We start from the raw sequence: 300 nt of genomic DNA on the forward strand, positions 1-300 counted from the left end.
AAGGCGGCCACCTCGCCACCGTCGAACTCAACGGAGAAGTGCTCACCTCACATCTATTCAACAGCGGCCGCGAACATCAGCGCCAGCAAGGCCAACTGCTCAGCCACTACCACTACGACGACCACCACCGCCTACACGCCCAGGCGGTCACTCAGCAACAGAACCACCTCTACCAACGCCAATACGACTACGACAAAAGCGGCAACCTCACCCGCCTGCTCGACACCCGCAAAGGCGAACACCTTTACCACTACGACCCCCTCGCCCGCCTGACCCGCGCCGACCACTCCCAAGACGTGC

Annotated in this window: 1 protein-coding gene; it reads left to right on the forward strand. The window is 62.0% G+C overall.

The features are described from left to right. A partial coding sequence (locus QK296_RS28990; RefSeq protein ID WP_282392371.1) for a hypothetical protein occupies nucleotides 1–300 on the forward strand: 300 nt, incomplete at both ends.

The organism is Pseudomonas sp. AL10 (assembly GCF_029960685.1).
Classification (GTDB): Bacteria; Pseudomonadota; Gammaproteobacteria; order Pseudomonadales; family Pseudomonadaceae; genus Aquipseudomonas; species Aquipseudomonas lactis.